At 70.1% G+C, this 17,106-nt stretch carries 17 protein-coding genes; 6 read left to right on the top strand and 11 right to left on the bottom strand.

Translation table 11 applies throughout. From position 1 onward, the window contains the following. Positions 1-39: 39 nt before the first annotated feature. The 3 genes from A9A59_RS02275 to A9A59_RS02265 form a co-directional block, all read right to left on the bottom strand. Complete coding sequence (locus A9A59_RS02275; protein ID WP_098502731.1) at positions 40-969, bottom strand: diacylglycerol/lipid kinase family protein; 930 nt, start codon at positions 967-969, stop codon at positions 40-42. 72 nt (positions 970-1,041) lie between these two features. Next, positions 1,042-1,413, bottom strand: a complete 372-nt coding sequence (locus A9A59_RS02270; protein WP_278286759.1) for a (2Fe-2S) ferredoxin domain-containing protein — start codon at positions 1,411-1,413, stop codon at positions 1,042-1,044. 65 nt (positions 1,414-1,478) lie between these two features. After that, entirely contained in the window at positions 1,479-3,077 is a 1,599-nt protein-coding gene (locus A9A59_RS02265) for an FAD-binding oxidoreductase (protein ID WP_098502730.1), read from the bottom strand. Positions 3,078-3,570: 493 nt separating this feature from the next. Here A9A59_RS02265 and A9A59_RS02255 point away from each other — a divergent pair, with 493 nt between their 5' ends. Then, the gene (locus tag A9A59_RS02255) at positions 3,571-5,142 is read left to right on the top strand and encodes an ABC-F family ATP-binding cassette domain-containing protein (protein WP_098502729.1); all 1,572 of its coding nucleotides are present in this window, start codon (positions 3,571-3,573) and stop codon (positions 5,140-5,142) included. Here the strand turns inward: A9A59_RS02255 and A9A59_RS02250 are convergent. Continuing rightward, entirely contained in the window at positions 5,139-7,019 is a 1,881-nt protein-coding gene (locus A9A59_RS02250) for a GmrSD restriction endonuclease domain-containing protein (RefSeq protein ID WP_098502728.1), read from the bottom strand. The two genes, A9A59_RS02255 and A9A59_RS02250, sit on opposite strands and share 4 nt — an antisense overlap. A 49-nt stretch (positions 7,020-7,068) precedes the next feature. After that, positions 7,069-7,665 (bottom strand): phage adaptor protein, encoded by a 597-nt coding sequence (locus tag A9A59_RS02245; RefSeq protein ID WP_098502727.1) that lies wholly within the window; start codon positions 7,663-7,665, stop codon positions 7,069-7,071. Positions 7,666-7,780: 115 nt separating this feature from the next. On the opposite strand from A9A59_RS02245, the gene A9A59_RS02240 reads away from it, so the two are divergent. Then, a complete protein-coding gene (locus tag A9A59_RS02240) occupies positions 7,781-8,320 on the top strand; it encodes an inorganic diphosphatase (RefSeq protein ID WP_098502726.1) in 540 nt (179 codons plus the stop codon). A gap of 15 nt (positions 8,321-8,335) precedes the next feature. Here A9A59_RS02240 and chrA read toward each other — a convergent pair whose 3' ends face one another. Beyond that, positions 8,336-9,538, bottom strand: a complete 1,203-nt coding sequence (chrA, locus tag A9A59_RS02235; RefSeq protein WP_278286758.1) for a chromate efflux transporter — start codon at positions 9,536-9,538, stop codon at positions 8,336-8,338. Between the two features lie 154 nt (positions 9,539-9,692). Between chrA and A9A59_RS02230 the strand changes: the two genes are divergently transcribed. From A9A59_RS02230 to A9A59_RS02220, 3 genes are read left to right on the top strand one after another with little or no spacing between them, the layout of a single operon-like run. Then, positions 9,693-10,016, top strand: coding sequence for a hypothetical protein (locus tag A9A59_RS02230; protein ID WP_098502724.1), 324 nt, complete (start codon positions 9,693-9,695; stop codon positions 10,014-10,016). After that, positions 10,013-10,963 carry an ABC transporter ATP-binding protein gene (locus tag A9A59_RS02225; RefSeq protein WP_098502723.1) on the top strand — a complete coding sequence of 317 codons (951 nt, stop codon included), beginning with the start codon at positions 10,013-10,015 and terminating at the stop codon, positions 10,961-10,963. Before A9A59_RS02230 ends, A9A59_RS02225 begins: the two co-directional genes overlap by 4 nt. Next, entirely contained in the window at positions 10,960-11,700 is a 741-nt protein-coding gene (locus A9A59_RS02220) for an ABC transporter permease (protein ID WP_098502722.1), read from the top strand. The genes A9A59_RS02225 and A9A59_RS02220 overlap by 4 nt, the downstream gene beginning before the upstream one ends. 3 nt (positions 11,701-11,703) lie before the next feature. Here the strand turns inward: A9A59_RS02220 and A9A59_RS02215 are convergent, their stop codons facing one another. Continuing rightward, positions 11,704-12,273 (bottom strand): TMEM165/GDT1 family protein, encoded by a 570-nt coding sequence (locus tag A9A59_RS02215; RefSeq protein WP_098502721.1) that lies wholly within the window; start codon positions 12,271-12,273, stop codon positions 11,704-11,706. A 311-nt stretch (positions 12,274-12,584) separates the two neighbouring features. On the opposite strand from A9A59_RS02215, the gene A9A59_RS02210 reads away from it, so the two are divergent. Further along, entirely contained in the window at positions 12,585-12,788 is a 204-nt protein-coding gene (locus A9A59_RS02210; RefSeq protein ID WP_098502720.1) for a dodecin family protein, read from the top strand. A 98-nt stretch (positions 12,789-12,886) separates the two neighbouring features. Here A9A59_RS02210 and A9A59_RS02205 read toward each other — a convergent pair whose 3' ends face one another. From A9A59_RS02205 to A9A59_RS02190, 4 genes are all read right to left on the bottom strand, one after another. Next, a complete protein-coding gene (locus A9A59_RS02205; RefSeq protein WP_165772444.1) occupies positions 12,887-14,119 on the bottom strand; it encodes a BREX system ATP-binding domain-containing protein in 1,233 nt (410 codons plus the stop codon). Continuing rightward, a complete protein-coding gene (locus A9A59_RS02200; RefSeq protein ID WP_133117476.1) occupies positions 14,116-15,102 on the bottom strand; it encodes a hypothetical protein in 987 nt (328 codons plus the stop codon). The genes A9A59_RS02205 and A9A59_RS02200 overlap by 4 nt, the downstream gene beginning before the upstream one ends. Beyond that, positions 15,059-15,838 carry a hypothetical protein gene (locus tag A9A59_RS02195; RefSeq protein ID WP_278286757.1) on the bottom strand — a complete coding sequence of 260 codons (780 nt, stop codon included), beginning with the start codon at positions 15,836-15,838 and terminating at the stop codon, positions 15,059-15,061. Before A9A59_RS02195 ends, A9A59_RS02200 begins: the two co-directional genes overlap by 44 nt. Before the next feature lie 305 nt (positions 15,839-16,143). Beyond that, the gene (locus A9A59_RS02190) at positions 16,144-17,070 is read right to left on the bottom strand and encodes a transglycosylase SLT domain-containing protein (RefSeq protein WP_098502718.1); all 927 of its coding nucleotides are present in this window, start codon (positions 17,068-17,070) and stop codon (positions 16,144-16,146) included. Positions 17,071-17,106 lie beyond the last annotated feature (36 nt).

The raw sequence follows: 17,106 nt of genomic DNA, 5'->3' as shown, positions 1-17,106 counted from the left end.
GCGTAGCCTACGCGGCCCCACGCGAACGCGGGAGGGCGATTACCAGCCGGGCCCCTGGGCGCCGCCGCCCCAGAGCGCAGGGAGCGGCCCCGCCGGCACCCGCACCCGCAGCGCGCCGGGCTCGACCCGGAAGGTCATCGGCGTGGCGCCGACGGTGTCGCCGTCGAGCTGCACCGGCAGGCCCGGCGTTTCGACCGCGATCTCCGCGAACCGCCCGCCGACAACGTGCCGGCCCTCGCGCCGGCCGGCGAGCACCCGGACGGCCATCGCCAGCGTCTCCCCGGGCCCGTGCGGGCAAAAGGCGACCAGGTCGAGCCGCCCGTCATCGACCCGCGCCTCCGGGGTCAGGTGGATCCGGCCGCCGTACAGCCGCGTATTCCCCAGCACCATCCAGGCGAGCGGCTCCCGGTAGCTGCGGCCGTCGGCCCGCCAGCGCGCCGGGTGGGTCCGCAGGGCCGGCAGGTGGACGAGCGCGTTGAGGATGTAGGCGAGGTCGCCGGCCGCGCGCTTCAGCCGGGGGTTCACCCCTGCCGCAATCTCGGCATCCCAGCCGATGCCGGCCATCAGCAGAAAGGCATGGCCGTTCGCCCGGCCCAGGTCCATCGCGGCCGTTTGCCCCGCGAGGTGGAGGTCGACGGCCGCGAGCACGTCCTGGGGGATGCCGGTTTCGCGGGCCCAGATGTTCACCGTGCCGGCCGGGATGGCGGCCAGCGCGGTGGCGCTCCCGGCGAGCCCCTCGGCCGCCTGCCGCAGCGTGCCGTCGCCGCCGACCACGAAGCAGAGGTCGTCGCCCCGCGCGGCCGCGGCCCGCGCTTCGGCAGTCGCCTCCTCGGGCGAACCGGGCACCGCCAGGCGCACCTCGATGCCCCGCTCCTCGAGGCGGCGAACCACCTGCGCAGCATCGAACCGCCGCGCGACCCCGCGCGCTGCGGGGTTCACAAGCAGGGTAGCGGTGCGTACCTCGGTCATGGTGAGGGGGTGCCCGGCCGGGCAGCCTCGAGAGTATACCCCCGCCCGGCAGCCCGGCGGCCCGGCGCTGCCTCAGCCCAGAGGGTTCCGGCCGATGACCAGCTCCTCCACCTCACGCCCGCCGACCAGGTGCTCGGCAGCCACCCGCTCCAGGTTCTCCGGCGTCAGGCACGCGTACCACGTCCCCTCGGGGTAGACCACGGCCGTCGGCCCGGCCGCACAGATGCGCAGGCACCCGACCTTCGTCCGGTAGAGCTTCGGCGCGCCGGGCGTCCGGTTCACCTTCGCCGCCAGCGCTTTCAGCCGGTCCCACGCCCGCTGCCCCTCCTCAGGCGTGCAGCAGTCCGGCCCGGTGCACAGGAGGATATGCCGCTCGTAGCTCCCGATCTCGCGCTGCTGCGCAGCCTCCCGGGCCGCAGCCAGCCGTGCGTCGTGCTCGTCCATCGCCCCCGATCGTAGGCGCTCCTCATCGAACGAGACAGCACCGCCGAATCGGCGCCGGCCGCCGCTCAGTCGACGAGGATGCCCGGGTTCAGCAGCCCCTGCGGGTCGAGCGCGGCCTTCACCGCCCGCAGCGCCTCAGCGAAGAGCGGCGGCCGCTGCTGGCGGTACCAGGGCATGTGGTCGCGCCCCACTGCGTGGTGGTGGGTGATCGTCCCGCCCCCGGCGATGACGGCGTCGCTCGCGGCCTGCTTGATGGCGGCCCAGGTCTCCAGCTCGCCGCCCGGTTTGCCGAGCACCTGGAAGGTGTAGTACGGCGCCGGCCCATCAGGGTAGACGTGCGTGAACCGGCAGGTCAGGCTCCCGCCGCTTGCTGCCGCAATCGCCGCCCCGACGTGTTCGCGAATGACCCGGTCGAACTCGGGCCAGCGGTCCCACGTGATCGCGGTCTCGAAGGTATCGCCGACGACCCCCGTGCCGGCTGTCAGGTTCCGCTGGTACGGCGCCCGGATGAAGGCGTTCCGCCAGGCGCCCACGGCGCCCTGCCGCCCGGCGTCTGCGTCGTCCGTCCCATCCGCAATGCGGATGCCGGCGGCATCGACCTCGCCGCCGCACTCCCGCGCGATGCGCACCGCCTCCTGCAGGTACGGCCCCTGCGGCACCTCCGCGGATTCGAAGCCGAGGATGAGCAGCGCGTGCACGCCGTCGCCGCCGGCCGCAGCCTCGGCTTCGGCGGGGTCGAGCAGCCGGCAGTTCGCCGGCCAGAGTTTCGCCTGCACCACCCGCCGGGCGGCTTCGTACCCGGCCTCCCAGGTCGGGAACAGCATTCCCGCTGAGGCCCGGAACCGCGGCCGCGCCTGGAGCCGCATCCACGCCTCGGTGATGATGCCGAGCGTGCCCTCGCTGCCGATGACCAGCCGGTCGGGGCTCGGCCCTGCGCCCGAGCCGGGCAGCCGCCGCGACTCCCATACGCCCTTCGGCGTGACCATCCGGACCGATTCGACGAAATCGTCGATGTGGGTGTGGTTCGTGGCGTAGTGCCCGCCCGAGCGGGTCGCAATCCAGCCCCCGAGGCTCGACCACTCGAAGCTCTGGGGGAAGTGCCGCAGGGTGAGCCCGTGCGGGCGGAGCTGCTCCTCCAGCGCCGGGCCCAGCACCCCGGCCTGGATGCGGGCCGCCCGCGACACCGGGTCCACCTCCAGCACGCGGTTCAGCTCGCGGAGGTCGATGCTCACCACCGGCCGGTCGCCGGCGGGCGGCTCGACGCCGCCGACCACCGACGAGCCGCCGCCGTACGGGACCGCGGCCGCGTTCACCTGGGCGCACCATTCGAGCACGGCGACGACCTCTGCCTCGGTCCGCGGGAAGGCCACCACGTCGGGCGGGTTCGGGAATTCGCACCGGAACGCCCGGACGATGTCGCGGAAGCTCTTGCCGTAGTGGTGAGCGGCGCGCTCGTGCGTGTCGGTCGTGCAGATTTCGGCCAGCGCCTCCGGCGGGGCGATGCGCGGCGGGCGGAGCTGCACCTGCTCGATGCGCGGCACCGGCGGCGCCTCGACCGGCACCCCGTACCGCGCCGCAAGCCGTGCCGCGGCCTGCTGCCGCTGCTCGTTCGTCGGTTCCTCTGCCTCCAGGCCCCACGCCCAGAAGCTCCGTCGTCCAGTCATGCGTCACCTCCCGCGCTGCACCGCGGATGATAGCCCCCCGGGAGGGAGGAGGGTTGCCCCGCCCTGCCCTTCCTCCCCACCGAGGGAGGAGCTTGGAGGTTGGAGGTTGGAGCTTGACAGGCCGAACCCGCCCGCGACACTCGCTCCCGGCTCCCGGCTCCCGGCTCCCGGCTCCCGGCTCCCGGCTCCCGGCTCCCGGCTCCCGGCTCCCGGCTCCCGGCTCCCGGCTCCCGGCTCCCGGCTCCCGGCTCCCGGCTCCCGGCTCCCGGCTCCCGGCTCCCGGCTCCCGGCTCCCGGCTCCCGGCTCCCGGCTCCCGGCTCCCGGCTCCCGGCTCCCGGCTCCCGGCTCCCGGCTCCCGGCTCCCGGCTCCCGGCTCCCGGCTCCCGGCTCCCGGCTCCCGGCTCCCGGCTCCCGGCTCCCCGCTCCCCGCTCCCGGCTCCCCGCTCCCCGCTCCCTCCTCCCTCCCCCCTCTGCTACTCTCGCCCTGTCCCCATGCTGTTCTGCGAATCGGTCTCCAAAGCCTTCGGCGGCCGCGAAATCCTCCGCGATGTCTCCTTCGTGGTCAGCGAGGGCGAGCGCGTGGGGCTCGTCGGCCCGAACGGCGCCGGCAAGTCCACCATCCTCCGCCTCATCGCCGGCCTCGAAACGCCCGATACCGGCCGCGCCGGCTACCGCGGCGGCGACCTCGGCTACCTCCGCCAGGAAGCCGGCCTCGACGACGACAACACCCTCCTCCAGGAGCTCTGGCGCGCCTTCCCCGAGGCCGCCGCCATCGAGCGCGAACTCGCCCGCGTCGCGGCAGCCATCGAAGCCGGCGAAGGGGACCTCGATGCCCTCGTCGACGAGCAGGCCCGCCTCTTCGAACAGTTCGATGCCCTCGACGGCTACCGCATCGAAGCCCGCATCGGCCGCGTCCTCGATGGCCTCGGTTTCGAACCCGCAGACTGGCAGAAGCGCTGCGGCGAGTTCTCCGGCGGCTGGCAGATGCGCATCGCCCTCGCCAAGGTCCTCGTCCGCCGCCCGGAGAACGTCCTCCTCGACGAGCCGACCAACCATCTCGATGCCCGCGCCCGCGACTGGCTCGCCGACGAGCTGAAGGAGTGGGATGCCGCCATCCTCGTCGTCACCCACGACGGCGAGTTCCTCGACCGCTTCGCCACCCGCATCCTCGACCTCCGCGACCGCACCATCGAGAGCTACACCGGCAACTACACCGCCTTCCAGAAGCAGAAGGCCGCCCGCCTCCAGGCGCTCGACCAGGCGGCCGCCCGGCAGGAGCGGGAGATCGCCCGCCAGGAGCGGTTCATCGAACGCTTCCGCGCGAAGGCCACAAAGGCGGCCCAGGTGCAATCACGCGAAAAGCAGCTCGCCCGCATCGAGCGGATTGAGCGCCCGAAGAAGGAGGCCGAGGTCCACTTCGAGATCGCCGCCCACGGCCGCACCGAGCGCGATGTCCTCGTCTTCAAGCACGTGAGCCACGCCTACGGCGACCATATCGTGCTCGTCGACGTGAACCTCCACATCGAGCGCGGGCAAAAGGTCGCGCTGGTGGGCCCGAACGGCGGCGGCAAGAGCACCCTGCTGAAGATCGCTGCCGGGCTCATCCGGCCGACCGAGGGCGTCGTCGAATGGGCCGAGCGCGCCCGCTTCGGCTACTACGACCAACACCAGGACGAGGCCCTCGACATGGGCCGCACCGTGCTCGAAGAGGTCCGCTCCGTGGCCCCGCACGAGCCGGAGGTGCGCCTGCGCACCGTGCTCGGCCAGTTCCTCTTCAAGGGCGACGACGTCTTCAAGCCGATTGCGGTGCTCTCCGGCGGCGAACGGAGCCGGGTGGCGCTGGCGAAGTTCCTCCTCCAGCCCACCAACGTGCTCCTGCTCGACGAGCCGACGAACCACCTCGACCGGACCACCCGGCGGAAGCTGCTCGAGGCGCTCCAGGCGTACGACGGCACCATCCTCTGCGCCAGCCACGACCCGGGCATCGTCGAAGGGGTCGCCACCCACGTCTACGAAGTGAAGGACCTCGGCGTACGCGAGCTCCTCCACCTGCGGAAGGGCTAACCGGCCGCCTCGCCAAACTCCTCCGTTTCGTACGGCTCAATGTTTTCCGCGATATCGGCGGCGGCGTCGGCCTCAGTGGTTGGGGCGAGGGCACTGAGGTTGGGCATCCCCTGCATTGTGTTCCCGGCCACCGGCTTCCCCATCGCCTCGGCGACGAGCTGCAGCAGCCGGGCACGCCGGTCCTGGTAGAAGCCGGCAAAGTCATCCGCCTGCAGGAACTTCAGCGCAATCCGATGGCTTGTCAGGGCCTTCTCCAGGCTTTCAGGCGTGTGCTCACCCCTGGCCATCAGGAGATTCAGGTACTTCGATGGCGCGTTCCCGCCGATGAGACGATTCGTATAGGATCCGATAGGACTCTTGTTGACGACAGAATCTGAGATCGCATCAGCTATCCCGTTGCGCCGGCACCAGTCGCGCGGGAAGATGTGATGAATGTCAATCTTTTCGTTGAAGTAGGTTGCGTGCTGCATCGGCTGCAAACTCAGCCACTCCAGCGCTTCGGCAGTGAGCAGGGCATAGATTCCCTTGTATGCTGCACTGTTACGGTAGCGCAGCTCGTCGATGCGGCCGCTGCTGAAGACGGCATCCTTTATCGTTGCAGGTTCTGGACCATGATTCAGGACCCAGTCAATCACCTGCTGCATATCAGCGGAGAACCTGGTCTCGGTGGTGCCTCCGTACAGCTCTCCAAGCACACCGCACCAGTACCATTGCTTGAGCTTGGAAAAGTGTTGCATCGACTTCAGCGGCCACCCTAATACCGCAAGGATTGCGGAAAGCGGGACGAGCTGAGAATCGTACGGAATGAACCGTTCGTCGAAGATGTGTTGTGAATGCAGGAATTTCGCGGCATCGATCATGCCCTGCCGTATGGCGGGAGCATGCGCGCGGTACTGGTCGAGTGGCAGCTCGAGCATATCCTGGCGGCGCCCCCCGACAGCCGGGACGCGCCCGTTTCGGGTCGACCAGGGGATTCCTTCCCGGTTTGCGCGGTACGTCGCGTAGAGCGTCACCGCCTGGAGGAACTGGGTCTCGGTGACCTCCTTCAGGATGGGCGAGGCGCTCACCATGTGCTTCCGGTGTTCGTCCCAGTCCTTCCGGAGCTCGAAGCCCTCCGCTGCGTACGTGGCCGTCGCCAGCTCGAAGGTCGTGAGAGGAACCCCGGCCGTGTTGACCTTTTCGAAAACGTGGCAAATGGAGGCTCTGTCGTTGTCGTTCTTCAGTTCGATGACCGGGAAGAGGTACGTCTTGAAACGCTCGAGGACAGTGTTCTGGAACTTGGTCCAGACGTCGTACGCCTCACTCTCGACGCCGTGGTATTTGAAAAACCCGGTCTGCCACTTCGTTGGGTCGAACACAAGGTAGCTCGGGAACATCATGTGCTCGAATTCGGCATCCGGAGCGGAGAGGTCACGAATGATTTCCCGGTTGAAGGCCCGGACCACCCTGTCTGGCGGGGTGAAGACGAAGCAGGATTCCCGGTCGGAGGATTCTGCGAGCGCTTCCTGCATGTCGATGTAGAGCCAGCCGGTAAGCGGCTTACCGCGGGAGTCCCGGGTGGCGATCGGCTGGTCGCGCATGAGCGTCTGGTACAGCGACGTGAGGCGCTGCTGGCCGTCGAGGACGAGGCGGTGTGGTGCGGCAGTGGCCTTGTCGGCGCCCTCGATGGGGCGGGGCTTGAACGCAAGGTGCGGGCCGCCCGTCTGGAGGAGCATCAGCGCGCCTGCTGGCTGCCCGAGCGAGATCGTGGCGAGCAGGCTGCGAATGTGGTCGATATCCCACACCCACGGGCGCTGGAAGTCCGGGAGCTGAAGATGACCCTTTTCCGCTTCCTCAAGCAGTGACCGGAGAAATTCCTTTTCGATGCCGAACGACAATTTAGGCCTCCAAAGCGATGCCTCAGTATCGTTACGGCCGGTCACCGTTTCAACTGAATCCCGCGCTCCTCACCCGGCCCGTTCGCAGCCGGCCACGCCCGCCCAGCTCCCGCAGCAGCTGCCGGAACGCCGTCTCCCGCTCGCGCGCCAGCGCGGCGTAGCCGGCCGCTGTCCCCGGGTTCAGCGTCAGCTGCTCCAGCGTGCCGCTCGCCGCCTCCGCCGCCGCGAACGCCGTCGCCCCCAGCACTGCAACGTCCTCCAGCGCAGCCGGCAGCGTGCACCCGCTTCCATCAGCCTCGTGCACCAGCCGGCACCAGAGCCGGGCGTCCGACCCGTCGGGCAGCGGGCCCTCGTCAAACCTCAGCACGGCGCCGTACACCGTGAACTGCCGGAACGCCGGCGGCTCTGCGCCCGCCGGGTACTCGGCCCGGTCGACGCCCATCAGCCCGGCGATCCCCGAAAGGTCCAGCTCCCGGCTCCCGGGCGAGGTCGCCAGCGTCACCCGCTCTTGCCGCGGGGCCGCCCGCGAGAGCTCGGCCAGGGCGTGGCGCAGGTGCCGGTCGAGCGCGGCGTCGCTCCACCGGTCGCCGCCGGGGTCCTGCAGGTCGATGCGCATGCGCGCGCGGAGGTCAGCAATCGTCGTCATGCCGCCACAGTGGACGGGCGCGCCCGCAGCTCCAACCGGTGCCTGTCACGTCACTCGCGCTGCTCCGCCGGGGGTGCGACACTCGACCCATCTCACCGCTGCGAGCCGCGCGCCCATGCACCCCTGGCACGATATCGCCGTCGACCCCGACCGCATCGAATCCGAGCTCCCGGTCGTCATCGAAATTCCCGCCGGCAGCAAGAACAAGTACGAGCTCGAAAAGAAGAGCGGCATCCTCAAGCTCGACCGCGTCCTCTCCAGCTCCGTCCGCTACCCGGCGAACTACGGCTTCATCCCCCGCAGCTTCTGCGACGACGGCGACCCCCTCGACGTGCTCGTTCTCGGCCAGGAGCCGGTTGTCCCCATGACCCTCGTCTACGTCCGCCCCGTCGGCGTCATGCACATGCGCGATAGCGGCAAGGCCGACGAAAAGATCCTCGCCGTCCACGCCCACGACCCGGCCTTCAACCACATCCGCAAGCTCGAAGACGTGCCCCCGCACCTCGTCGCCGAAATCCAGCGGTTCTTCATCGACTACAAGGTGCTCGAAGAGAAGGAAGTGGTGGTCGACCCCTTCGAAGGCCGCGAACGCGCCCTTGAGGTGATCCGCACCGCCCTCAGCGATTACTGGAAGATGCGGGCAAACGAGCGCTGACGCCGGCCCGCCGGTTCAGGCCAGGCCCGTCCAGGCGAGCCCGCAGGCGATGCCGCCCAGCACCAGCCACGCCGTGTTCAGCCGCGTCCAGGTGGCGAGGACCAGCGCCGCCGCGAACAGCACCGCGGGAAACCACCCGTCGAGCACCTCGCCGGCAAGCGTGACCCCGGCGAACACGATGAGCGCCCAGGCCGCCGCGTTCACCCCATCGAGGAAGGCGTTGCCGGGCTGCCAGGAGCGCAGCCGCGGCACCAGGGGGGCCGCCGCCATCAGGAAGAGGAACGATGGCAGGAAGATGCCGGCCGACGCCGCCAGCGCCCCCGCCAGCCCGTCCATCACATAGCCCGCGAACGCCGCCGAGCTGAAGAGCGGGCCCGGCGTCACCTGCCCGGCCGCAATCGCGTCGAGCAGCTGCCGCTCGGTCAGCCAGCCGCGCCCTTCGACGAACTCGTCGCGCATGAACGAGACGAGCACGTAGCCGCTGCCGTACAGCACCGCGCCGATCTTCAGGAAGCCGAGGAAGATGCCCGCCGTGGTCGCACCGGACGCCCCGGCCGCGGCCGACAGGGCAACCGGCAGGGGCGGCGCGAACGGCAGCCAGCCCCGCTGGCCGTCGTCCCGGCGCCGGCGGGGCCGCGGCAGCGCCCAGGGGTGCTGGCCCGCCCGCGGCAGCTCCGGCAGCGAGCGCCGGCTCGACCGGGCCAGCAGCCGGATGAACCACCAGAGCAGCGCCGTAAACACCCCGGCGCCCAGCACCAGCACGACTTCGCTGACGCCGGCCAGCGCCAGGACCAGCACGCCGGCGACGATGCCGAACGACTCCAGCCCGCGGAAGGCCGCGCCCGTCAGCCCCCAGGCGGCCTGCAGGATAATCGCCAGCACCACCGGCTGCGCCCCCAGCAGCACCGCCTCGCCCGCCGGCGTCGAACCGTACCGCACGTACGCCCAGGCCAGCACCGTCACGATGGCGACCGCCGGGACCAGGAAGAGCAGCCCCCCGGCCCACAGCCCCGCCAGGCCGGCGCGCCGGTAGCCGAGGTGCATCGTCATCTCCGTCGAATTCGGACCGGGGATGAGGTTGGTCACCCCGAGCATGTCGAGAAACTCCCGGTCGCTCAGCCAGCGCCGTTCGTCCACCAGCTCGCGACGCATGATGGCGATGTGCGCCGCCGGCCCGCCGAAGGCGACGCATCCCAGGCGGAGAAAGTACCGCGCCACTTCCCCCAGGCTGCCCCGGCTGGCTCCTCCCCGCATGGGGGAAGCCTACGCCAGCTGCCGGCAAGGTTCGTCTTCCATCAGCAAGTGGCCATTGACCACAAGAACATTGACTTTCTGAATTTCTCGATTAAGATCCGGCACACGGAGGTGAAGAATGGCCACAGACGATCCCCGGCCGCTCGACCTGCTCCTCGGCGTCGCCCGCACCCTCATCGAAGCCGCCCGCCACGGCGGCTCCCTCCCGCCCTTCGACGAACTCGTCGACCGCGCCTCCGCCGGCCTCCTCACCGCCATGGCGTTCCGCGAGATCGCCCGGGACCTCGACCTCCGCGGCCTCGCGACCGCCGCCGCGGCCGCCATCGACGGCCTGGCCGCGGCCGCCCGCGCGGGCGCCGACCCGGGGGCAATCGCGGCCGCCCTCGACGCCATCGAAGACCTCCTCGCCCGCACTGCCGCCCGTTCGGAGTCCGCCGCGTGACCCCGCTGCCGCCCGTCCTCAGCGTGCGCGACCTCGTCAAGCGGTACCGGAACGGCACCCTGGCCAACGCCGGCCTCGACCTCGACCTCTACCCCGGCGAAGTCTTCGCCCTCCTCGGCCCGAACGGCGCCGGCAAGACCACCCTCGTCCGTCAGCTCCTCGGGCTGGCCCGGCCGACCTCCGGCAGCATCACCCTCGACGGCGTCGACATCGTCGCCGACCCCGGCTTCGCCCGCCGCAACATCGGCTTCCTCCCCCAGGGCAGCTTCGACCTCCAGTCGCTCACCGTGGCCGAGACGATCGAGTTCGCTGCCCGGCTGCGCGGCGTCCCGCCCCGCCAGGCGCGCGCGGCCGCTGCCCGGCTGGTCGAGCAGCTCGACCTCGGCCCCTTCCGGAACACCGCAATGCACGCGGCTTCGGGCGGCGTCCGCCGCCTGGCCGGTTTCGCTGCAGCCGTCGCGGCCCCCGCGCGCCTCCTCGTCCTCGATGAGCCCACCAACGACGTCGACCCCCTCCGGCGCGCGGTGCTCTGGGACCTCATCGCCGAGCTCGGCCGCGGGGGCGCGACGGTCCTCCTCGTCACCCATAACCTCGCCGAAGCCGAGCGCGTCATCGACCGGCTCGCCATCATGAACGCCGGCCGGATCATCCGCGAAGGAACCCCCGCCGCCCTCCGCGCCCTCGTCACCGAGCGGCTCCGCCTCGAGGTGACCGCCGCCCGGCCGCTCGTCCCGCACCCCGCGCTCGCACCGGACGGCAACTCGGCCTTCCTCTTCGACGCCGCCCTGCTCCCCGCCGTCGCCGCCTGGGTCGCGGAGCTGCGCGATGCCGGTGCTGTCCTCGACTTCCGCATCGGCCCGCCCACCCTCGATGACATTTACGCTGCCGCCATGGCCCCGGCCGGCCCCGGCCGCTCCGCACCGCTTCCCGCAGGGGCCCGCCAATGACCGCCTTTCTCCGCCAGTACCGCGACCTCGTCTCCATGGAGCTGCGCAGCATGCGCGCCGAGGTGCCGATGGTGGCCGTCATCCAGGCCGGCTTCACCGTCGGCTTCGTCCTCGGCTTCGGCTACCTCATCCCCGATATCCGCGAGCAGACCGCGCTCTACATCATCACCGGGACCGCTACCCAGGGGCTGGTGACCATAGGCCTCGTGATGCTTCCCCAAATTCTCGCCCAGTCGAAGCACGAAGGGCGGCTCGACTACTTCCTCGCCATGCCCATCAGCCGCGAGGCGTACCTCCTCGCCCTCGTCACCGTGGTCGGGCTCATGGCCCTCCCCGGCATCGTCTTCTGCCTCCTCTTCGGCGCCTGGCATTACGACCTCAGCCTGGCCGTGAGCCCGCTCTTCCCCGCCGTCGTTGTCCTCGGGGTCGCCTCCCTCGCCGGGGTCGGCATCGCCCTGGCCGTCTACTCGCCCCATCAGCAGGTCACCAACGCGGCCACGCAGCTCATCATCTTTTACGTGCTGTTCTTCGCGCCGGTCCTCATGCCGCGCGAGCAGCTCCCGGCGCTCCTGCGCGCAACGGCCCGCTTTGCGCCCCCGAGCTACGCTGCCGATGCCGTCCGCGCGACCGTCACCGACCTCCCGGGCACGAACCTCGCCGCCTCGCTCGCCGCCATGACCCTCTTTGCCGTCGGGTCAATCGTGCTCTCCGCCGTCGCCATCCGCCGCCGCGGGTAGCCGCTACCGCCACGCCTGCCAGAGCGCCGCTGCCCCGAAGGCGATGAACAGCAGCGCCGCGACGACCGCGATCGCCCGCTGGGGGAGCCGCCTGCCGGCCAGGACGCCCGCCGCAATCGCCGCCGCGTCGGCCAGCACCATCCCCAGCGTCGAGCCGAGCCACACCCCGACCGCGCTCGATTCCCGCCCTGCCAGCGAAACGGTCGCCAGCATCGTCTTATCGCCCAGCTCCGAAAGGAAGAACGCGGCCGTCACCACGCCGAAGGCGCCAAAGCGGGCCCCCAGCCGCGGCTCGCCCGGCTCCTCCTCCAGGCGGTCGCCCCGCAGGCTCCAGGCAGCGAACCCGAAGAACGAAAGGCCCACCACGGTGAGCACCACCCGCTCCGGGAGCAGCTCATCGAACGCCAGGCCGATGGCGACCGACCCGAGGTGCACCACGAGCGTCGCCGTGCTCACCCCCGCGAGCACCAGCCACCACCGGTAGCGTGTGGCGAACCAGAGCGCCACGAGCTGCGATTTATCGCCCAGCTCTGCAACGAAAATCAGGACCGTCGAAACGAAAAACGCCGACATCACGAGCCTCCTCGTGTGCCGGCTGCTCCGGGGAGCGCCCTCGGCCGGCACACAGCATGGTGTGCTGGCCGAAAGTCTCGCCCGCCCGGCCCTTCGGCCGGGCCGCGCCACCGCCCGCCGCAGCGGGAGCATGTCGATGACGCGCGCAGGGCTACTCCCCTTCGGTTCGGTCGCCAGTCTCGCAGCTGGCGGGCGTACCGTCCACCCGGCCCGGTTCGGACCGTATGGCCCACTGCCGTTGCGCCATCCGGCGCACGCTGCCCTGCAATGTCGCGTGCTAAGGTGCAGCCATCCCCCGATGGAGGTGCGTCATGTCTGTCGCACGCGTTACCGAAATCACCGCCGCCTCGCCCGTCTCCTTCGAAGACGCCATCAAGGTCGGCATCGAACGGGCCAACAAGACCCTGCGCAACGTCAAAGGCGCCTGGGTCCAGGAGCAGACCGTCAGCGTCGAAGACGGCGCCATCAAGGAGTACCACGTCAACATGAAGGTCACCTTCATCCTCGAAGACTGACGCGGTGCCGGCTTTGCTGCCGGGGAGCTGTGCCGGCGGCGATTACTGCCGGCCTGCGGCCCCCATGCGGGGAATCCTCTACCTCGGCAGGGATGCCGCTACTCCTCGTCCCCCGCCAGCTCCTCGTCCTCCTCCGTTCGCGTCGCCCCGATGTCAGTCTCGACGATCTCCCCGGAGGTCCCGTAGTACCGCCGCAGGTCCCAGTCGGTAATCCACCTGCGGATCACCGAACGCACCGTCGTTGTCGAATGGAGTTCCGGCGTCTGCGGACGGGTCGGCGTCCAGTCCGGGTAGGCCTGGTGGTAGAGCACCGTCACTTTGTGGAGCAGCTGCTCAATGGTCTCGTTGGTCGGCGCCGTGAGCGGGACTGAGCCTCTGATGGCTGAGATCGCCGCACTCACAGCCTCGGCGGCTTGCTCGCCGTACTTCTGCCGCGCCACGCCGGGCGCCTCGTCGGCGTCGCCCTTGGCCACGAGGACAGCTTCATCGAAGTCCCGGGTTACGGCGCCGACAACGACGAGCGGCGCATCGGCCAGCTCCGGCCTCGGGGCTCCGCCGAGAAGGTGGCCGAGCATGCCATACGCCTTGATGCGCTGCAGGCGGCTGTACTGGGCAATCAGCTCAATCTCGTCGACGAAGACGACAAGTCCTCGAAGTCCGACAGCTCCGCACAGCCTTGCTCCGAACGTAAGCCGCTGCCAGTTGAGGCTCTCCGCAGACGGGAGCTTCCCGATGGAGTGGGCGCCGGCGAGCCCCGATTCTCGGAGATGCTGTCGGACCAGGGAGGCGGTCAGGGCAGGCTCTCCGGCCCAGAACCTGGCAATGCTGTCGAGCACCTCCGTTGCGGACCGCAGCCGCTCATAGAGCGCGAGCGTAGCCGACCACCATCCATCGCCGAATTGCCACTGGTCTGCCCACCGGAAAAACTCGGCGTACGCCCGCGTGTTGAAATTCAGGCGGCTCGCAATGACCGGCAGGCCGCGCTCCGGCATATCGGGGAGCTCGGCCTCGAGCAGAATCCGCGGGATGAGCCGGGAAGGGTTGCCGAGCGGCAATTCCTTCGAGACGACGACCATTGCGGTTGCATATCCCATCGACCGGGCACGTTCCCGCAGCAGCATCAGCAGGTGCGATTTCCCCGTCCCGAAGTCGCCGCGCACCATCATCCCCCGGGGCCCGGCGTCGCCCTGCCCGCAGAGCGCCTCGAACCGGCTGACGGCTTCTGTCTGCCATGAACCGAGTGCGGCGACGGCGAACCGGTTCGGGACGCCGTTCCGGAGCGCCTCAGTGGCCCGCCGGGCATCGATATCAAGGGGGTAGGTCATCGTCATCGCAGTTGCACCATGGCAGCACACGGGTTCGGGTACGACAGCGACCGGACCTCGTTCTCGATGCGAGCCTGGAGGGCCCGGTACTGGTGGTAGGAGATCCGCTCTGACTCAATAAACTCCCGGGACGTCAGGAAGAACAACACTGTTCGTTCCATCTCGCTCGCCGCGTCGAGAAACTCGCGCAGCGTTTCGTACAGGTCGAAGAGCTGCCGCCGGGTGAATCGCGGATAGCCCCGTTCATTCGTTTCCCGGTAGTACCTCGTAAGGTCGACGAGGATTGCGGCCGGGCCGAACTCCCTGGTGAACAATCGCAGGAAGGAGAGCAAAATTTGCCGGGCGTTCGTCCGGTCAATCCGCCGGAATATGGTCGCCGAGCGCACCTGGCTGATGGATGGCAGTGTTCCGTCGAACCACTGGCGGATCACCGCGCAGGAGCCGTCGATTGACTCCGGGTTCTGAAACGGGTCATGGACCAGCCGGACCATCGCCTTGCGGAAGTCCAGCGCGAGCGAGTAGTCGCGGAACACCAGCCGGCTCAGCGTTTGCTGGAACTGCCTGCTCACCTCGTGCGCCTCAATGTCGTAGCTGCGGGCGAGTTCGCCCAGCGTGCAGGCCTCGCCGTTCGGACCCGGCGGATACCCGGCTTCGGTCGCAACCCGGGCCCGTACCCGCCCGGCGAGGCGCTCCCAGTCCACCAGCCTCGCGAGGGCGAACCAGAACTGCTCAATCGAATGAACGCCCGCCGCTTCCTCCGTAAGGTCGAACACCGTGAACCCGCTGTGTTCGAGGCGCTCCCGGAGGGCAGTTCTCACAGTTCCGCGCGACTCATCCGGCACCACCGCTACCTTGATTGCCGCCCCGCCCTGCGGGATGAAGGTCTTGAGATACTCGGCCTCGAGGCAGCGCAACCACAGGTCAAGCGGCAGCCGCTCCGGCTGGTCAGGAGCTGGTGACCCGTTCGAATTCGACGAGGTAGTAGGCATGTTCGGCCCCGTACTCATCCAGGATGCGGAAATGGCGCCCCGACCGCGTGCCGGTCGAGGCCGAGAAGGTCAGGCGGTAGCCGTCGATGTCGCTTACTCGCGTGCGGTCGAGCAGATAGAGGTGGCGCGTGAAGTCGACCTCCGTGTAGTCGGGGTTGTTCAGACCGAGCACTTCAAAGACATCCTTCGCCGGCACCCGGATGGTTGGGGGCAGCTTCGCCACCGGGGTTGACACGTGCCCTGCGGCTGCGCGTGCGGCCCGCCACACCAGCCGGAGGATGCGCTCTGCATTGCCGTCCTTTGCCGTGCGCGCCCGCTCGATGCTTGCGGCGATTGCGCCCGGCCGCTGCGAGCGCACCAGCTTGCGGTCGATGCGGACACCATCGCCGAGGAACCGGACCAGCACGGGGAACGAGACGAAGGCGTACGGATTCTCGGTTGGCAGCCACGGTGCACCGCTGGCGGAGACCCGCTCGCCGACTTCCCTGATGAGGTCGCCGGGGCCTTCGGCGAGCCGGGCCCGCGCCCGTTCCAGCGCGGCCTGCGCCGCCTGGGCCTGGCCGGCGGCCTCGGCCAGCAACGCCCCGCACGTTTGAAGATTGCGTGCTGCCGCGGCCAGGTTGCCCTCCGCCGCGGCCCTGGCGGCCGCCCGGGTTGCCCGGTTCACCTTCGCTGCCAGCGCAGAAAGCGCCGCTGTTTCTTTGTCGATTTGTTCGAAATGCTGTTCGATGCTCATAGGTCCCATAGCAAGCGGCCGGAGCATAGCAGTCCCTTGACGGCTAAGGCAATGCAACAATGCGACACAAAAGCGACAACTGCTGTCGCGTTTGCTCCCTCGACCTCCACTTCCGTCACGCTGGGCTGGAGGCGCGGCTTCCCCGGGGCCGGCACCCCTGATTGAGCGTTCCGGGTGCAGCGGATGCGCAACGCCGGCGCGCCGGTTGCCCTGCGCCCTGTACACGCCGTCGACCGAATTGCGCTATCGAGGAACGCTGCCCTGCGGCCGGGCCTCCCGCACAGGACCCCGTCAGCTCCTCGCCCCTACGGGATCGTGATCGCCTCGGGCTTGCACGTCCACGCCGCCCACGGGCTGTGCCCCTGCGCCTCGCTGTACCGGAACGCCGCCAGCGCCGCCTTCAGGTTCGCCACCGGGTCCGACCAGTGCTCGAACGGAATCCCCGCGTACTCGAACCAGAGCGGGACGACCTGCATCAGCCCGTAGGCCATGTAGCCGACGGCATCCGGCCGGAACCGGCTCTCGCACCAGGCGACCCGCGCCACAGCATCCGTCAGCTCGGCCGGCCACCCCGCTTCGATGGCGAACGCAATCACCTGCGCATACGTCAGCGGCGGCTGGCTCGCCGCCGGCGGCGCCACGGCCGGGGCCGGCGACGGCGCTGCCTCCGCGGGAATGGGCTGCTCAGCCGGGGCCGCCGCTGCCGGCGACGGCGCTTCCGCTGCACCCCCGCCCGGGCGCTCCGCCGACGTGCTCGACGCCGCAGCATCGGCGGTCGCGGGAGCCGGCGCGGGTTTCGGCTCCTCGACCGGGCCGGCTGCCGCCGCGCCCGCCGCCTGACTGGTGTCAACTGAAACCGTCGGACGCACCTCCACCACGCGCGCAGGCACGGGCCGGCTGATGGCGGGCACGAGTGCAGCGCTCGCCTGCGGGGCCCGAGCCTCCGGCGTCCCCCCGCCCACGAGGTGCGCAGCAAGGAAGAACGAAAGGGTCAGCATCGCCACCTCTGCCGGCCGGACGAACCAGGGCTGGCGCCCGGGCGAAGGCGGCGGTTCGTGCCAGTGAAGCCCGACCGGCGCCGCGACGGCGAGCGGCCGGCCCTCGAAGGCGTATACCGGTTCGCAGGCGGGCTGCAGCAGCGCAGCACGCTGCCGCACAGGCACGCGCACCCGGCGGCACAGGGCGAAGGCCACGGCAACGCCGTAGTCGGCCCACGCTGCGAGCCTGCTCATGACGCGCACCGGCCCTCCAGGGAGCCGGACCGTCAC

Source organism: Tepidiforma thermophila (genome assembly GCF_002563855.1).
Lineage (GTDB): Bacteria > Chloroflexota > Dehalococcoidia > Tepidiformales > Tepidiformaceae > Tepidiforma > Tepidiforma thermophila.
Note: the sequence above shows the minus strand (reverse complement) of the source record. Positions and strands in the feature narration are given on the sequence as shown.

What these genes read in the sequence shown, in the direction of transcription:
- A9A59_RS02265 (WP_098502730.1), bottom strand. Translation starts at nt 3,077, where the DNA reads ATGACTGGACGACGGAGCTTCTGGGCGTGGGGCCTGGAGGCAGAGGAA.
- A9A59_RS02200 (WP_133117476.1), bottom strand. Translation starts at nt 15,102, where the DNA reads ATGCCTACTACCTCGTCGAATTCGAACGGGTCACCAGCTCCTGACCAG.
- A9A59_RS02205 (WP_165772444.1), bottom strand. Translation starts at nt 14,119, where the DNA reads ATGACGATGACCTACCCCCTTGATATCGATGCCCGGCGGGCCACTGAG.
- A9A59_RS02255 (WP_098502729.1), top strand. Translation starts at nt 3,571, where the DNA reads ATGCTGTTCTGCGAATCGGTCTCCAAAGCCTTCGGCGGCCGCGAAATC.
- A9A59_RS02210 (WP_098502720.1), top strand. Translation starts at nt 12,585, where the DNA reads ATGTCTGTCGCACGCGTTACCGAAATCACCGCCGCCTCGCCCGTCTCC.
- A9A59_RS02230 (WP_098502724.1), top strand. Translation starts at nt 9,693, where the DNA reads ATGGCCACAGACGATCCCCGGCCGCTCGACCTGCTCCTCGGCGTCGCC.
- A9A59_RS02240 (WP_098502726.1), top strand. Translation starts at nt 7,781, where the DNA reads ATGCACCCCTGGCACGATATCGCCGTCGACCCCGACCGCATCGAATCC.
- A9A59_RS02270 (WP_278286759.1), bottom strand. Translation starts at nt 1,413, where the DNA reads ATGGACGAGCACGACGCACGGCTGGCTGCGGCCCGGGAGGCTGCGCAG.
- A9A59_RS02275 (WP_098502731.1), bottom strand. Translation starts at nt 969, where the DNA reads ATGACCGAGGTACGCACCGCTACCCTGCTTGTGAACCCCGCAGCGCGC.
- A9A59_RS02190 (WP_098502718.1), bottom strand. Translation starts at nt 17,070, where the DNA reads ATGAGCAGGCTCGCAGCGTGGGCCGACTACGGCGTTGCCGTGGCCTTC.
- A9A59_RS02220 (WP_098502722.1), top strand. Translation starts at nt 10,960, where the DNA reads ATGACCGCCTTTCTCCGCCAGTACCGCGACCTCGTCTCCATGGAGCTG.
- A9A59_RS02215 (WP_098502721.1), bottom strand. Translation starts at nt 12,273, where the DNA reads ATGTCGGCGTTTTTCGTTTCGACGGTCCTGATTTTCGTTGCAGAGCTG.
- A9A59_RS02195 (WP_278286757.1), bottom strand. Translation starts at nt 15,838, where the DNA reads ATGAGCATCGAACAGCATTTCGAACAAATCGACAAAGAAACAGCGGCG.
- A9A59_RS02245 (WP_098502727.1), bottom strand. Translation starts at nt 7,665, where the DNA reads ATGACGACGATTGCTGACCTCCGCGCGCGCATGCGCATCGACCTGCAG.